Source organism: Paenibacillus sp. AK121 (assembly GCF_019042715.1).
Lineage (GTDB): Bacteria > Bacillota > Bacilli > Paenibacillales > Paenibacillaceae > Paenibacillus > Paenibacillus polymyxa_C.
The window spans coordinates 22,330-37,157 of sequence record NZ_JAHPJM010000001.1 but is presented as its reverse complement, the minus strand read 5'-3'; the positions used below and the strand labels follow the sequence as shown (position 1 = coordinate 37,157).

The window sequence follows — 14,828 nt, the reverse complement described above, 5'->3', positions numbered from 1 at the left end:
ATAACTGTAGCCCTACACGTGATTCAACTAAAAAGAAAGAACAGCCTGGGACGAAAAATGAATTTCGTGGCTGTTCTTTGGTTGGCATGACATACAGCGTTCTAATTACTCCGTTTGCGCCTGTACGTAACTTGGAAGTGGACCGTCATGCAATAACCACAGCTCATGCAGCGCACGCGTACATCCTACATACAACAGCTTGGCATCCCATGTCCGTTCTCCATAATGATCCTGGTCGGCATCGGCCACAATAACTGCATCAAATTCCAGACCTTTGGACAGATATACAGGCAGTACAGACAAGCCGCCTTCATATTGCTTTTTACCACCGTCAATCAAATGGACATCCAATCCCGCACTTGTGAAAACCTCATGCAGCTCTACAGCTTCTTTTAAGGTACGTGTTAGCACAGAAACAGTACGATACTCCTTGGAGGAAAGCTCTTTTAAAGCGGTGAGCAAACTCTCCTCACGTACAGAGGAGTCGTAAGACACGGTACGCACCGGATCGCCGCTACGAAATACCGGAACCGCTATAATGCCGCCACGTACTCCCTGCTCCAAAATTGTATTTGCAAATTCTATAATTTCCAAAGTTGATCTATAACTCCGTGTAAGTGCAAAATACCCCGTTTGTTCAGGTGCAAAAAGAGAACTCATTTCCTCCCATGCATGTACACCACGATATTCATGAATCCCCTGCGATAAATCGCCCAGTATCGTAAAGGAATGCCCTTTTACAAACAAATCCAGCAAAGCGATATGAAATGGTGAAAAATCCTGCGCTTCATCAATGACCACATGGTCAAAACGTTGAGATGATTCTACCTCATGAATCAGCACGTGAAGATATACTAACGCAGTTAGATCCTCTTCACGAATTATCTGACTTCGCAGGTCTGACTGTGTGGCCTTAAAGATAGAAGCCGGCAAAGAAGCCTTCATTTCCGCAGCGGCCTCTGCGGGTAACCCTTTAGCTGCCTGAAAAAGCTGCTTGTAGAGCGTCAGTGCATCGTATTGTGGCCATTTTTTAGCATACGCCTTTTCCCGAGATCCGGCTTTTTTCTTCCGTTCCTTGAGCGCAGCCGCCGAAGGTGACTTTTTCAGTTCCATTTCAATCCAGCGATGGACTCTTGCCAGCACACGCTCCTTCCGCTTCGCGAGCGGATAGGGCTTATATTCCTCATTGAACCAATTCAAAATCTCAGTTCGGGGAAGCACCGCACCATCCCAAGGGGAAAAGTCGCCCTCAGGCACTGAGATAGGCTCCAGTCGTTCCACAAAATCCTGAAGCAGCTTCATAAAATGAACCGACCCCTTAAATCTACCCGGCGCCTCATCCATAGATTCCGTTCTTAAGCCGCCACTTTCAAACCAATAAGATAACGTTTCGGTAGGATCTGCCAAAGGTAAATCCAGCCCCAGTAAACCTAGCGCCCAATCTGCAAATGTACTTTGCTGAATATTTCCGACCCCCAGCTCTGGAAGTACATCTGAAATATAATCGAGAAACATATGGTTGGGTGCGAAAATAACCATTTTGTCTGCCGATACCTGATCCTTGTATTGATATAGCAAAAATGCGAGTCGATGCAGCGCTACGGTCGTCTTGCCACTACCCGCTACCCCCTGAATAACGAGGGCTGTATTTTTAGCCGCGCGGATGATCTGATCTTGCTCCGCTTGAATGGTAGATACGATATCCCGTAAACGGTTATCCTTGTTCTCTCCCAAACGATAAACGAGAAATTCATCAGAAACGGCAGGCTCGTCACTTTCACGATTGTACGTATCCGCTACCCGTTCCAGGATCCTTTTACGAATGACAACGTTACGTTTCAGATACACCAAGCCTTCGACAGTTCCCTCAGGAGCTTCATAGGACGCCGTTTCTTCACCACCTGTAAACGAATAAAACAAGCTAGCAATCGGTGCACGCCAATCAATCACCAGCGGATACGCTGACGTTTCTTCACGCTCCACACCGATTTTACCGATATAAAGCGGCTTCCGCTGCCCTCTACCGCGCTCGTCAAAATCCATACGCCCAAAGTAAGGCTCTTGCGAGCTTTTGGCCAAAGCCTGGCGTTTTTCCTCCCGTGCCGATTCCAGTACTTGCTCTGTAAAGTCATGCCCGGTGTAAACCGGTGTATTGCGAAGCCGTTCCAATCTCCGATCAATTTCCTCCATAGCAAGCGACAGCCTATGCTGTTCTTCTTGATAGGCACTTTGAAACTTATTCTCCATTTCAGTTACCTCCTAAGAATATCAAGTCTCGATTTCTGCATCTTATCACTTGCTCCGACACAAAAAAAGGAAAGTAAGCGTAACACATTTGACCACAAAAATCCAACCTTATTTCCTAATACGCCCATTTCCCTGCCCTTTCACAAAGTATGGAGCTTTTCTCCCATCTCCACAAACTGCTTTTGAGCCAGCTCGCGGTACACCTGATGCGTCTCTAATAACTCGGTATGGGTCCCTGCACCAGTTACATTGCCCTTGTCCAACACAATAATTTGATCGGAGTGGACCACTGTAGACAATCGGTGTGCAATGACAATTGTCGTACGTCCTTCCATCAAGTTCGCTAAGGCCTTCTGCACCTCATGCTCGGATGAGCTGTCCAGGCTAGAAGTAGCCTCATCCAGCATGAGGATGTCAGGACTGCGAAGAAGCGCACGCGCAATGGCGATCCGTTGACGCTGCCCGCCGGACAACTTCATTCCCCGCTCCCCTACCTCCGTATCGTAGCCTTGAGGTAGATCCATAATAAATGTATCCGCATACGCCATCATGGCAGCTCGTCTCACTTCTTCCAAATCAGCTTCGCGCCCTAAACCATACGTTATATTATCCCTGACCGTTCCGGTCATCATTGAGCTTTCCTGTGATACATAACCAATTTTGGAGCGCCAGGAGGAAAGTGTATATGAAGATATCGATTCGTCTCCGTAACGAATTTCCCCTGTATCTGGCACATAAAAGCGTTCCAACAATGAAAACAAGGTGGACTTCCCACTTCCGCTCGGCCCCACGAATGCTGTCGTCCGGTTAGCCGGTATGACCAGGTTTGCATGATGAAGAACCTCCTCACCTTCGGTATAGGAAAAAGCAACATCACGAAATACAATATCTCTGCTCTCTTTTGCCGCTTCCTGCTTCAATTCAAGTGGTTCCTCTTCATGATCTAAAATAGTCTGAATCCGTTCAGTGGCTCCAACCACCTTTTGCAGACGTGAATACAAGGTCGTGAATTGGGCCATCGGTGTAATCACCTGAAATAGTAGCAAAATAAAAGCCACCAAATCCCCCGCAGTCAGTACACCCGATGCGACGCGAACACCACCAACACCCAATATAATAACCAGCACTGCAGTTAGCAAAAAGGTAGAAATAGGACCTACAAGGGCCAATATACGTGACTCCTGCAACCCGAAGCGGAACATACGGTAAATGCGATCCTCCCCGGCCTGTGCCTCTCTGCTTTCCGTTCCGTAGGCCTTGACCAGCCTGATTTCGCCGATAACCTGACTCAGTACTGAGGTCAGATCTGCCATCTCATCCTGCTGTTTTTTGGAGATACGATACATTTTTCTGCCTACCGGAAATAAAATCAGGGCTGTTAGCGGAACAATGGTCATAATAATGAGCGTCATCACCCAATCCAGATAAAATAACAACGCAATACCACCAATAATTGCAATTACATTAGAGATCAGATTAACTAGATACTCGGTAATTAAGTTCATAATCAGGCTTGTATCATTGGTAACTCGACTCATCGTATCTCCTGACCGATTTCGATCAAAGTAAGGGATAGGTAGAGATAAGATTTTATGCCATAAACGTTTGCGCAAATTAGCCACAATCTTATGTCCGGCATAGTTCAACATATAGATCGAAACCGCCGAAGCTACCGCTTGAAGCACAAAAGCGCCAAGCAGACCAATAATGACCATACGGTTCAGTGAAGAAAAGGTTAAGCCATCAATTAACCCTTTGGTCATCATCGGTACGATTAAACCAGCAATCGTCTGAATCAGGGTCAGAATCAGGGCAATGATCAGAATGGCCTTGGGCGGATGTGCACTCGCAATCAGTTTGATAAACCGACCCATACCAGCCTTATCCGGCCTTTTCCCCGGCTTTTCCTTCGTCCGATCCTCCTGCTCATCTTGTCGCCCATGATGTTCTTTTTCCATAAACCATCAACCTCGCTTCCTGTCTGACCATTTCTTGTTCAAACAACAACACCCGCGCTCTGCGCGGGTATGAACAGTACAACCTATCTTCGAGTTTACTACACCAGAGAATGAAGCACAAAGTTAGCCACAAACAGTACAGAAATGATATATAATGCGACAGGTACTTCCCTGCCTCTTCCAGCTGCCAGCTTGGCTACGGGGTATGCAATAAAACCAAATGCCATCCCGTCTACAATACTGTAAGTAAAGGGCATCATCACCATGATCAGAAATGCAGGAAATGATTCAGTAAAATCACTGAAATCCATCTCTCGCACATTTTGCACCATTAGGCCTCCGATAATGATTAATACAGGCGCAATGGCACTGTCAGGAATATAAGCCAACAGTGGAATAAAGAAAAATGTCGCTCCGAATAAAATTGCTGTTACCAGCGGTGTCATTCCCGAACGTCCCCCTGCGGCGATACCAGCCGTCGATTCCGCAGCGGCTACTGCGGGACTGCTGCCCAGAATACCAGCAAAGATATTGGTCACAGCTAACACACGCAAGCTGTTCTTAAAAGTATCCGGTCTTCCAATCATGTTGGTCTGTGCAGTAATCATTCCAACATTCTCGAACAGCACAATCAGTAACAGCAAAAAAACAGCGATCCAGAAGGCTACCGAGACGATGCCTGAAAAGGAAAGTTCTCCAAACAATTGCCCGTACTGTCGTACTGTTTCAGAGGTTCGCACCGTGCTTGCCGGCTCTACAGCCCCCAGTACGTATGCAAGTCCAGTTCCTGCTAAAATGCTGATCAGCAAACCTCCCTGAACGTTACGCACAAATAATACAATAGCGAGCAGTAACGTTACACAGGCTGTAATCACCTTAGGATCATTAAAATGACCAATAGCCACAAAAGTCGTTTGATGTGCAATCACGATCCCGCTTTTTTGCAAGCCGATAAAGGTTAAAAACAAACCAATGCCCACCGTAATTCCATGTTGCAAATTGTGGGGAATCGCCTGGCTTATCAGCTTGTACAATGATGTAAATGCCACAATGGCGAATATCACCCCTGTGACGGCAACCACCATCAACGCTTCCTGCCAGCTCAGCTTCATGGAATGTACGAGCGTGTAAGTGAAAAAGGCGTTAATCCCCATCCCTGGTACAACGACCATGGGAGACTTTCCGCCAAAAGCCATCAGTAGACAGCCGATCATCGATGTCAGCAGCGTCCCGAGCATTGCCCCTTGAAGAGGAATGCCCGCATCTGCCAAGATAGTTGCATTAACCATAATAATGTATACAACGGAAAAATAAGAAATGGCACCCGCGGCTAATTCCTTTTTCCAATGATGCTCGGGCTTGAAACCGAGACTTCTGGACCATAGCCCATCCTTCATACCAAAACCCTCCAGCAAGTTGTTCAATCTGTTTGCAGTAAGCTGCGTTTTTTCAAAACAAAAAGAGCTGTAGCCTACTGTGACATCAAGAAGTGATGCACAGAACTACAGGTCTTAAAAGTGAAGTGAATACATACTACTGTAATCTATAAATGTACTGTCATGCTACTTTTTCAGCTTACACACCAGCGCGCTCTAACAAATCCTTCACAGCCACACTCACCATGATCAAGCCTGCTACCGGAGGTACAAAAGCATTGCTTGCAGGCGGCTGTTTCGCCTTCCGGATTTCAGGTGCGTTGGCAGGTACAATTTTTTTGGTAATTTCTTCGCGCGGCTTCATTGGCTCCTCATCAGAGAATACAACCTTGACGCCTTTGGTAATGCCTTCCTTGCGCAGCTTGGTGCGGATGACACGGGCAATCGGGTCCATTCTTGTCTTGGAAATATCAGCTACTTGAAAACGACTTGGGTCCATTTTATTCGCAGCGCCCATACTGGAGATCATCGGAATTCCACGCTTCAAGCATTCTTTAATCAAATGAACTTTGTAAATAATCGTATCTGAAGCATCCAGCACATAATCCAGATCGTACTTGAATAGCTCCTCATATGTTTCTTCTGTATAGAACATGTTCAGTGCAATTGCTTCACATTCAGGATTAATCAGCTTCACACGCTCTACCATCAGATCAGCCTTTTTTTGACCTACTGTTGTCGTCAGCGCATGAATTTGGCGATTAATATTGGTAATATCTACGACATCCTTATCAATCAAAATAATGCGTCCAACACCCGTTCGCGCCAGCGCTTCCACTGCAATCGAACCGACACCGCCGATACCCAATACAGCTACCGTGCTATTTTTCATAACCTCCAGCCCTTCCGTCCCGATGGCCAGTTCCGTGCGTGAAAATTGATGCAGCATATGGTAATCCTCCCTCACTGGTTTAAACTCTATGCTGGAACTCCAGCATACAAACCACGAACCCATTATCCATAAAAGGTTAACGGGTTCACGGCATTCTATAATCTATTTACATGCCAACAGATGGCAATTTGCTAAATCCAACGTTTGTCTTAAGCTTTAGGCGCAACAGGCTTCGGAGCAAGACGAATATGAAGCTGATCCAATTGAGCTTGATCCACTTCGGCTGGTGCATCCATAAGCAGGTCTGTCGCGCTGGCTGTTTTCGGGAATGCAATGGTTTCACGCAGATTTGTACGACCTGCAAGCAGCATGACAAGACGGTCAAAACCGAAGGCAATACCACCATGTGGAGGCGTACCATATTCGAATGCATCCAGCAAGTAACCGAATTTATCCTTCACTTCTTCAGGCGGCAGGTTGAGTGCTTTGAACATTTTCTCCTGAACTTCACGTTTGAAAATACGCATCGAGCCACCACCCACTTCGTAGCCGTTCAGCACGATGTCGTAAGCCTGAGCACGAACTTGACCTGGATCTGTGTCCAAGAGGGCCAGGTCTTCTTCCTTCGGACGAGTGAACGGATGGTGCTCCGCTACATAACGTTTTTGTTCTTCGTCATAGCCCAGAAGCGGGAAGTCTACGACCCAGGCAAATTTGAATTTGTTATCGTCGATGAGCCCCAAATGACGGCCAATTTTCAGACGAAGCGCGCCCAAAACATCAGCAACTACTTTTTTATTATCCGCAGAGAACAGCAACAGATCGCCTTCTTCGGCTCCCGTACGTTCTTTCAAGGCTTCGATTTCTTCTGGTGTGAAGAATTTAACGATAGGCCCCTTGAATTCGCCTTCTTTCACTTGGATCCAAGCCAAGCCCTTTGCTCCATAACGCGCTGCGAAAGGACCCAGGTCATCAATGTCCTTACGGCTCCACGTGCCACATCCTTTAGCATTAAGGACTTTAACTTCGCCACCCTTTTCAATTACGGAAGCAAATACTTTCACACCACTGGTTGCCACGATATCATTAACATTTACCAGCTCAAGACCAAAACGCAGGTCAGGCTTGTCAGAACCATACTTGTCCATTGCCTCTGCATGTGTAATTCGTTGGAACGGTGTTTCCAGTTCTACCCCAACTGTTTCTTTAAACAATTTCACCATAAGACGCTCCATCATAGGCAGCAAGTCATCCTGTTGCATGAAGGAAGTCTCAATGTCGATCTGCGTAAATTCAGGCTGGCGGTCAGCACGCAAATCTTCATCACGGAAACAACGTGCAACTTGGTAGTAGCGCTCCAGGCCGCCCACCATCAGCAATTGCTTGTACAATTGTGGCGATTGCGGCAAGGCAAAAAATTCGCCTTCATGCACTCGGCTAGGCACCAGATAGTCACGTGCGCCCTCTGGGGAGCTTTTCGTCAAAATCGGTGTTTCCACTTCAATGAAATCTTCACCGTCCAGGAAGTCGCGGAATACTTTTGCTGCTTTGGAACGCAGTTTCAAAGTCTGATGCATTTCCGGACGACGCAGGTCCAGATAACGGTATTTCAAACGCAGCGACTCGTCAACCTCTACGCCATCTTCAATGAAGAACGGAGGTGTTTTGGATGCATTCAATACTTCGATTTCTGTGACACGCACTTCAATTTCACCTGTAGGCAGGTTCGAATTGATCGTTTCTGCATCACGTTTAACAACGGTACCAGTAACCTCTAGCACATATTCACTGCGAACACGGTCCGCAATTTGCAGTGCGTCACCGGAATAGGCCGGATTAAACACGATTTGTACAATTCCGCTACGGTCACGCAGGTCTATAAAAAGTACGCCCCCTAAGTCACGACGGGTCTGTACCCAACCGTTCAATGTAACTGTTTCTCCGATATGCGCATGAGTCAATGCGCCGCATTGATGACTCCTTTTCATAATACACACTCCTGTTAGGTTTAGTAGTTAATGCTATATGGACAGCCAGAGGGAAACTCCCCCTGACTGATGTTACATCACGTTTTTCATCCTAATTCTTCCACCAACTGATCCAACTTAACGGTACGCTGCTCGCCGGTTTCCATGTTTTTCAGTGCAATTTCACCTTTAACCAGCTCATCGTCACCCAAAATCGCTGTATATCTTGCTTTAAAACGATCTGCTGATTTCATCTGCGCCTTCATTTTACGCCCCAGATAATCTCGCTCTGCGGAAAATCCAGCTTGACGCAACTTGAACAGTTGTTTGGTCACTTCCGTTTCTGCCGCCTCACCCAACGCCACCATATAGATATCCAATGGCTTGGCTTCGTTCAATTTGACACCCTGATGCTCCAAAATCAGCTGAATTCGCTCAAGCCCAATACCAAAACCAATGCCCGGCTGATCCGGTCCGCCCAGATCTCCAACCAATCCGTTGTATCGGCCTCCTCCACCAATCGTGTCAATAGCACCAATTCCTTCGGCTTTGAACTCGAATGCTGTCAGCGTATAATAATCCAGCCCCCGTACCAAGCGCGGGTTCACTGTATATTCCACGCCCATCGCATCCAAATTTTGCTTCACTTTCTCAAAGTGAGTGCTGGATTCCTCATCCAAACTATCCAAAATCGAAGGTGCCCCGCCAAATTTGTCTTGATCGTCTTTACTATCCAGTACTCGCAATGGATTACGCTCGATGCGCGCTTGGCTCTCCTTGGTCAACATATCCTTAATTGGCATCAGGAAGTCCACCAAATGCTGTCGATAAGCAGCACGGCTGGCAGCATTACCAACGGAGTTAATTTCTACCTGTACTCCTTTTAAGCCCAGCTCTCGGCAGAATTGATACCCGAAAGCAATAACTTCTGCATCCAGCGCCGGGTCCATCGCCCCGAATGCTTCAATGCCAAATTGATGAAACTGGCGCTGACGCCCAGCCTGTGGACGCTCATACCGGAACATTGGGCCAATGTAATACAGTTTGGTCACATCCGGCTCACCATACAGTTTGTTCTCCACATAAGAGCGGACAACCCCTGCTGTTCCTTCTGGGCGCAAAGTCATGCTGCGCTTTCCTTTATCCTCAAAAGTGTACATTTCTTTTTCTACCACATCGGTCGTTTCACCCACACCCCGAACAAACAAATTCGTTTGTTCAAACATCGGTGTACGGATCTCACGATAATTAAAGCGGCGGCTAATTTCGCGGGCTTTTTCCTCGACCACTTGCCATTTTTCTACACTTCCTGGCAGCAAATCCTGTGTTCCCGTCGGTTTTTGAAAGGCCATTTACGTATCCCCCCGTCATTATATTTCTTATTTGTGCGCTCTCTACTTACTCCACTTTCAATATAAAACAAAAAATCCCTCGCCCTGTTATTATTAACAGGGACGAGGGATTGTCGTTTACAAATCACCCGTGGTACCACCCACATTCCGGAGTTTACCCAGACCACTGGCATAAAAATGACTCAGTGTCCGTCAGCATTGCACTGACTCCGCTCATACGTATAACGCCCGTAATGCGCAGTACGGCTATTATGCAGGATGGTCTGCTGTGTTTGGCATATGCCATGCATTACTCAGCAAAGATTCCTCATTGTTCGCCGCCTGTTCTCGGGGAGGTCATTCGTCCGCTCATCAAGGGAATTTTTACAGCCTGGAAATTCCTCTCTGCGCTTGTGGGTTCGGAGTACTTGGTCCCGTCATCAAATCATTTTTCATTATTTTATGATTTTAATGAACTGCTTCGACAAAGTCAAGACATTCCCCCTAGAATCAGACAAATAAGTCTTATAAAAAGAAAATAACCTGCGGAAACGGTCCGCAGGTCTAAAAGATATATCAAAAGGGGGTCATGCTGTTATTATAAACAACGAATATTAAGGAATGATGTTTCGAATATTACAATTGTATTACAGCCACTCTAGTGTGGCTAATTTCCTCGTGTATCGACAATCTTGTGATACTCGCTTCCTTTTTAATCCAGCTGCGCCACATATGCACGATTGGAACGGAGCTTATAAATGATCTCATCATAGTCGGCATCATTTACCTTGGCGGACAATACATACCGTAATTCATCATGATCACCGTTAATATACACATCTGTCCCACGGAGCAAACCTCCGTCATGATTCGTTGTTCCGCTCCGATCCTCATTCAGATCCCTTTGGGCTGCGCCATAGTTAACCTCGTCATTCTTTGCATCTGGTAGAATATTTTCGCCATAAGCCCCTGCGGCTGGAATTACCGCACCAGCAGAACCTCCTGTGCTCACAGAGCCAGTATTGTTATAGGGGACCAACGGAATTAAAACCCTCGTCTCGCGACCGAGCGCCTCATCCAGAGCACCTACTTCCAAATGTTCAGTTCTATAAGCCTGAAGCGAAGCTCTGGCGCCCTCTGCTTCATCTTCTGTGCGAAAATAAGCCTGAATCTGTTTAGCCATATCAAATCCTCCTCGTTTGGGAATTGTCCTGGCATAATTTACGGAAGCATTCACGGTTAAATTACAATGCCTTTAACAACTCACGCACAAAAGCAGGCTCATCCTTAGGGGTTCGAGACGTAATAAAGTTACCGTCCACGACCGCCTCTCGATCCTCAAAATGAGCACCTGCGTTAATCAAGTCATCTTTCAATGGAGGATAAGCTGTAATCGTCCGACCTTGTAGCAAATCGGCACTAGCCAAAATCTGCGGCCCGTGGCAGATAGCGCCAATCGTTTTTTTGGACTCATTCATTTCAGTTACAAACTTAAGAACATTTGCATCCAAACGCAGATTTTCCGGAGATGATCCACCAGGAATAACAACTGCATCATAGTCACTTGATTTCACATCTGCAATGGCTTTTTCAATAGTGTAGCTTGCTTTTCCTTGCTTACCGTTCACTTTTTCACCTTGCTTCAGTCCAATAATATCTGCCTCATGTCCAGCCTTTTTCAGCTCATCATAGGGGACCTTCATTTCAGAATCCTCAAATTGGTCAGCCAACAAAAATGCAATTTTACTCATTATCGTTCAGATCTCCTTTCCGGTTATCCTCAGAGCGAGTTTAAAGTTAGGGTTGTTTGTCTATCACGCTTTGTTATTACCCGCTCGATCTGTGTTTATAACAATTTTCAGCAGTGAAAAAGAAAAAGGAGCCATTGGCTCCTCCCTGATTTACTGCTACATAATTATTTTAGATCTCTTAATAGCCGCTTTAGGCAACACGTCGTTAATGCTTTACCAATGAATTCCCGTTGTTACCTTCGTGGCAGGGCACCGCGTCCTGGCTTGTCCATAGCTGTAGCAACATGCTGTAATAACGCATCTGCATTACGGGTAAGGCTGATTGCCTCTCGCATACTCCCAGGATAAAGCAACACCGCGCTTCGATATCCGTCCATTTTTGGGGTCTGACGCATAGCTTCGTCTCTCCTGTCACCCTTAAGGCTTTCCAGATGGCTACTCACCAACCGGGATGACGTTAGGGTCCCTCTAAACGGCTATTTTATTCTCTTCTGCTCAAGTTCTCAGATCATACCAAGAATGGATACCTAAGAACGCTCGCTATCCAAAATCAACGTCACTGGACCCCAGTTGGTCAAGGAAACATCCATCATAGCTCCAAAAATTCCGGTCTCGACCTCCAGGCCCTTGGCTCGAAGCTGACTGTTGAAGAAATCATACAGTTTCTCCGCTTCCTCAGGTTTGGCCGCTCCCATAAAGTTGGGCCTTCTTCCTTTACGGCAGTCACCATACAGCGTAAATTGGGAGACAGACAGAATGGCCCCGCCGACATCCAGAACACTGTCGTTCATTTTGCCTTCAGCATCTTCAAATATACGCAATCCCGCTGTTTTATCCGCCAAATAAACGGCATCGGCTGCCGTATCTCCCTGACCAATACCAACCAGCAGCATTAATCCAGTTCCGATTTTGCCGACCACCTTTTGATTCACCGTTACCTGAGCGTCTTTACAGCGCTGAATAATGATCTTCATCGCCTATCCGCTACTCCTTTACTTTTCCCCTTAAAAGTTGCTCACAGCCGTATCACGGCTTTTACAGCCATCTATGAGCCTTATGCCCAAGATGTATTACAAAAGCTATACAAACCTGTGTGTACACCTAACAAATTTATTGCATAATCCGATGCACGGTGTATACATCCTTCACCCGTTTGATCCGTTCGACAACAGAATGCAAATGATCCGTGTTACGAATAAGAATTGTAATGTGAATCATTGCCATTTTATTTTTATCTGTACGTCCTGTCACGGCCGAGAAGCTAGTTTTGTTCTCAGAAATGGCCTGGAGCACCTCGTTCAGCAAACCATTGCGGTCATGTCCTGTAATCTCAATATCGACGCTATAATTGACCTCAGCTGCTTCTTCCCACTCAACTTCAATCACGCGCGCCTGATCTTCGCCCACACCCGAAGGAATATTCGGGCAATCGGTACGGTGCACAGATACGCCGCGCCCGCGTGTTACGTAGCCGATGATGTCATCACCCGGTACGGGATTACAACATCGTGCAAAGCGAACGAGCAAATTGTCGACGCCTCTGACGCTGACACCGTTGGTCGGTGTTTTTTTCCGTTCGCCCTGCGGTTTGTACTCCTTGACCTCGGTCGTCAGTTCAATTAGCCGCGCCTCTTCTTGTTCCTTGCGCAGCTTCTCTGTCAGACGTGTACAAACCTGCGCTGCGGTTATACCGCCAAAGCCAATCGCTGACAGCATATCTTCAGAATCATTAAAAGAGAACTTTTGTGCCACATCCTGAAGTTTGTCCTCGCTCATCCACACGGATGGCTCAATATCACGCTTTCTTAGCTCACGTTCCAGGCTTTCGCGGCCTTTTTCTACATTTTCCTCACGCTTTTCTTTCTTGAACCACTGCTTGATTTTACTGCGCGCGTGAGAGGACTGAGCAATTTTAAGCCAGTCCTGACTAGGTCCATAAGAGTGCTTGGACGTCATAATTTCCACGATATCGCCAGTTTTTAGACGATAATCCAAAGGAACAATTCTTCCATTTACCTTAGAGCCAATCGTTCGATTTCCAACTTCGGTATGGATACGGAAAGCAAAGTCCAGCGGAACCGATCCAGCCGGCAACTCAATGACTTCTCCTTTAGGTGTAAAGACAAACACAAGGTCTGAGAAAAAGTCCATTTTGAGTGATTCTACAAATTCCGAAGCATCCTTCGCCTCGTTTTGCAACTCCAGAATTTCTCGGAAAAAGGTGATTTTGTCCTCAAAGTTTGTGTTATTTGCCCCGTTGTTTTCTTTATAGGCCCAGTGGGCGGCAATCCCGAATTCAGCAGTGCGATGCATATCCACTGTGCGAATTTGTACTTCTGTAGGCTCTCCATTAGGACCTACTACGGTCGTATGGAGGGACTGATACATATTAGCCTTAGGCATGGCGATATAATCCTTAAACCGCCCTGGCATCGGTTTCCACAACGTATGGATAATCCCCAGTGTGGCATAACAATCTTTAATGTTATCCACAATAATTCGAATCGCCAGCAAATCGTATATTTCATTGAATTGCTTGTTTTTCGTCGTCATCTTTTTAAACACACTGTAAATATGTTTAGGACGTCCAGACAAATCAGCCTGAATACCCATCTCTTCAAGCTTCTCTCTGATACGCTGTATGACATTATCAATAAATTGCTCGCGCTCTGCCCGCTTCTTATGCATCAAATTAGCGATGCGATAATACTGCTGAGGATTCAGATAGCGCAAAGCAATGTCTTCCATTTCCCATTTAATCGCTGAAATACCCAATCGGTTTGCAACCGGACAGAAAATTTCCAACGTTTCATAAGCGATTCGACGCTGGCTTTCTTCCGATTGATATTTCAGAGTTCGCATGTTATGCAGACGATCTGCCAGCTTAATGACGATGACACGAATGTCCTGCGCCATGGCAATAAACATTTTTCGATAATTTTCGTTCTGCTGTTCTTCCTTGGAACGGAACTGGATACGCTCCAGCTTCGTCAGACCATCGACAAGCATCGCACATGTATCGCCAAAATGCTCGCGAATCTGCGCCAAAGACACCGTCGTATCCTCCACAACGTCATGTAAAAGAGCGGCGATAATGGAGATGGTATCCATCTGCATATTAACGACGATATCAGCAACCGCAAGCGGATGCAGAATATAAGGTTCACCGGACTTACGAGTCTGGCCGGAATGAGCCTGCTCGGCAAAATCATAGGCGTCCCTGATGCGGATAAGATCTGCTTCTCTGGTATAGGCTCCGGCCTTTTTAAGTAATTGCTCTATCCCCATTCTGCTCTATTCCGTGTC

At 46.4% G+C, this 14,828-nt stretch carries 11 protein-coding genes; all 11 read right to left on the bottom strand.

The features are described 5' to 3' along the window. Positions 1 to 105 precede the first annotated feature (105 nt). Positions 106 to 2,247, bottom strand: coding sequence for a HelD family protein (locus KSP24_RS00160; protein ID WP_216974168.1), 2,142 nt, complete (start codon positions 2,245 to 2,247; stop codon positions 106 to 108). Between the two features lie 140 nt (positions 2,248 to 2,387). Beyond that, positions 2,388 to 4,205 (bottom strand): ABC transporter ATP-binding protein, encoded by a 1,818-nt coding sequence (locus KSP24_RS00155; protein WP_216974167.1) that lies wholly within the window; start codon positions 4,203 to 4,205, stop codon positions 2,388 to 2,390. A 98-nt stretch (positions 4,206 to 4,303) separates the two neighbouring features. Continuing rightward, a complete protein-coding gene (locus KSP24_RS00150; RefSeq protein WP_216974166.1) occupies positions 4,304 to 5,602 on the bottom strand; it encodes an NCS2 family permease in 1,299 nt (432 codons plus the stop codon). A gap of 178 nt (positions 5,603 to 5,780) precedes the next feature. Beyond that, positions 5,781 to 6,530, bottom strand: coding sequence for a tRNA threonylcarbamoyladenosine dehydratase (locus KSP24_RS00145; protein WP_013372626.1), 750 nt, complete (start codon positions 6,528 to 6,530; stop codon positions 5,781 to 5,783). 152 nt (positions 6,531 to 6,682) lie between these two features. Beyond that, positions 6,683 to 8,461, bottom strand: coding sequence for an aspartate--tRNA ligase (gene aspS / locus KSP24_RS00140; protein WP_025676154.1), 1,779 nt, complete (start codon positions 8,459 to 8,461; stop codon positions 6,683 to 6,685). A gap of 86 nt (positions 8,462 to 8,547) precedes the next feature. Then, complete coding sequence (gene hisS, locus KSP24_RS00135; RefSeq protein WP_216974165.1) at positions 8,548 to 9,792, bottom strand: histidine--tRNA ligase; 1,245 nt, start codon at positions 9,790 to 9,792, stop codon at positions 8,548 to 8,550. Positions 9,793 to 10,483: 691 nt separating this feature from the next. Further along, entirely contained in the window at positions 10,484 to 10,954 is a 471-nt protein-coding gene (locus KSP24_RS00130; RefSeq protein ID WP_216974164.1) for a hypothetical protein, read from the bottom strand. Between the two features lie 61 nt (positions 10,955 to 11,015). Further along, on the bottom strand, positions 11,016 to 11,522 hold the full coding sequence (locus KSP24_RS00125) for a type 1 glutamine amidotransferase domain-containing protein (protein ID WP_013372630.1): 507 nt from the start codon (positions 11,520 to 11,522) through the stop codon (positions 11,016 to 11,018). A 233-nt stretch (positions 11,523 to 11,755) separates the two neighbouring features. Then, positions 11,756 to 11,917 (bottom strand): hypothetical protein, encoded by a 162-nt coding sequence (locus KSP24_RS00120; protein WP_013372632.1) that lies wholly within the window; start codon positions 11,915 to 11,917, stop codon positions 11,756 to 11,758. Positions 11,918 to 12,049: 132 nt separating this feature from the next. Beyond that, positions 12,050 to 12,496: a D-aminoacyl-tRNA deacylase gene (gene dtd, locus KSP24_RS00115; RefSeq protein ID WP_013372633.1), complete on the bottom strand. Its 447-nt coding sequence runs from the start codon at positions 12,494 to 12,496 to the stop codon at positions 12,050 to 12,052. A 136-nt stretch (positions 12,497 to 12,632) separates the two neighbouring features. Further along, positions 12,633 to 14,810: a RelA/SpoT family protein gene (locus KSP24_RS00110; protein ID WP_013372634.1), complete on the bottom strand. Its 2,178-nt coding sequence runs from the start codon at positions 14,808 to 14,810 to the stop codon at positions 12,633 to 12,635. Positions 14,811 to 14,828 lie beyond the last annotated feature (18 nt).

Bases quoted from the DNA above. Each gene is read 5' to 3' on its own strand.
- KSP24_RS00160 (WP_216974168.1), bottom strand. From the start codon at position 2,247: ATGGAGAATAAGTTTCAAAGTGCCTATCAAGAAGAACAGCATAGGCTG.
- KSP24_RS00155 (WP_216974167.1), bottom strand. From the start codon at position 4,205: ATGGAAAAAGAACATCATGGGCGACAAGATGAGCAGGAGGATCGGACG.
- KSP24_RS00150 (WP_216974166.1), bottom strand. From the start codon at position 5,602: ATGAAGGATGGGCTATGGTCCAGAAGTCTCGGTTTCAAGCCCGAGCAT.
- KSP24_RS00145 (WP_013372626.1), bottom strand. From the start codon at position 6,530: ATGCTGCATCAATTTTCACGCACGGAACTGGCCATCGGGACGGAAGGG.
- aspS (WP_025676154.1), bottom strand. From the start codon at position 8,461: ATGAAAAGGAGTCATCAATGCGGCGCATTGACTCATGCGCATATCGGA.
- hisS (WP_216974165.1), bottom strand. From the start codon at position 9,792: ATGGCCTTTCAAAAACCGACGGGAACACAGGATTTGCTGCCAGGAAGT.
- KSP24_RS00130 (WP_216974164.1), bottom strand. From the start codon at position 10,954: ATGGCTAAACAGATTCAGGCTTATTTTCGCACAGAAGATGAAGCAGAG.
- KSP24_RS00125 (WP_013372630.1), bottom strand. From the start codon at position 11,522: ATGAGTAAAATTGCATTTTTGTTGGCTGACCAATTTGAGGATTCTGAA.
- KSP24_RS00120 (WP_013372632.1), bottom strand. From the start codon at position 11,917: ATGCGTCAGACCCCAAAAATGGACGGATATCGAAGCGCGGTGTTGCTT.
- dtd (WP_013372633.1), bottom strand. From the start codon at position 12,496: ATGAAGATCATTATTCAGCGCTGTAAAGACGCTCAGGTAACGGTGAAT.
- KSP24_RS00110 (WP_013372634.1), bottom strand. From the start codon at position 14,810: ATGGGGATAGAGCAATTACTTAAAAAGGCCGGAGCCTATACCAGAGAA.